The sequence below is a fragment of the Hydrogenivirga sp. 128-5-R1-1 genome (assembly GCF_000171895.1).
Map to the genome: position 1 here is coordinate 1 of NZ_ABHJ01000459.1, position 1,182 is coordinate 1,182.

The 1,182-nt window shown below is 34.9% G+C and carries 1 protein-coding gene and 1 rRNA gene; one reads left to right on the top strand and one right to left on the bottom strand.

The window, feature by feature from the left end:
• The first annotated feature begins 77 nt into the window (after nt 1–77).
• Nucleotides 78–194: ribosomal RNA gene (gene rrf, locus HG1285_RS18000) — 5S ribosomal RNA — on the top strand.
• A gap of 1 nt (nt 195) precedes the next feature.
• On the opposite strand, the gene HG1285_RS00680 is transcribed toward rrf, so the two are convergent.
• Nucleotides 196–1,182, bottom strand: a 987-nt coding sequence (locus HG1285_RS00680) for an MATE family efflux transporter (RefSeq protein WP_008289592.1), incomplete at its 5' end; no start/stop codon positions are given.

Genomic DNA, 1,182 nt, shown 5'->3' on the forward strand with positions numbered 1-1,182 from the left:
GGTACTAATCGCCCGTGAGGCTTGGCCTCTTACTTCTTAACAAGCCTGAAATCCTACCCTTATTCTATGGCCAGTTGCCCGGTGCCCATAGCGGGGAGGTAACACCCGGTCCCATTCCGAACCCGGCAGTTAAGCTCCCCAGCGCCTATGATACTGGCCGCGCGAGCGGTCGGGAAAGTTGGTCGGTGCCGGGTATTAAATTTTTATTTCCTTCCATTTCTCTGACCTAAAAATAATCCACAGTAAAAATCCTTTTATAAATGTTTCTCCTATCATTATCAGATAAATAATTTCTATTCTAAATCCCAATTTATAAGCAATAAAAGCAGGTAATATCCTAAATAACCAAAAGGAAAGATCATTAAATACCATCAATAGTTTTGTAGCTCCAGCACCTTTTAATGCTCCATTTAACACAAAATCAAATGATAATGGAACTTGAGAAATACCGACTATTTTTAGATATACTACTCCATACCGGATGGTATCTTTATCAGAAGTAAATATTTCCATTAAATCTTCTGCGAAAATTACCATTAAAATCCCAACAATTCCCATAAATACTGCTGCTATCTTAAGTGTTTCTGTAGCACTTTTTTCTGCTAAATGAATTTTCTTTGCTCCAAGATACTGACCTACCAGAACCATTGCAGCTGTAGAAAAACCAATTCCTGGCATAAATGCAATACTTTCTATTCTAAGTCCTATCTGATATCCTGCTAAAACGGCTGTCCCATAAGCTACAATAATTTTTACAAAAATTAAAAATGAACCAAAGGAAATAAATTTTTCTATTCCTGCCGGAATTCCGATTTTTAGCACTTTTCTCCTAATCTCTTTTGAAAGTTCTGATTTTATATATTTTCTATTTAAAACAATGATTAGATAAATAACTACTTCCAGTATGTAACTGATTGTTGATGCAAGAGCTGCACCTTTAACTTCTAATGCTGGAAATCCGCAATTTCCAAAAATCAGACAATAGTTTAAAATCACATTAATGACGTTTGAAAAAATTGCTATTTTTAGTGGAGTTTTTGTATCTCCTGAAGCTGCCAAACTACTGTATAAAACGGCACCTATAAAAAGTGCAGGTATAGAAAAAGATAAGATATTAAGATAATCTGTTCCTAAAATTTGAACTTCTCTGGAAGTTCCCATAATTTTAAAAAATTGTGTGTT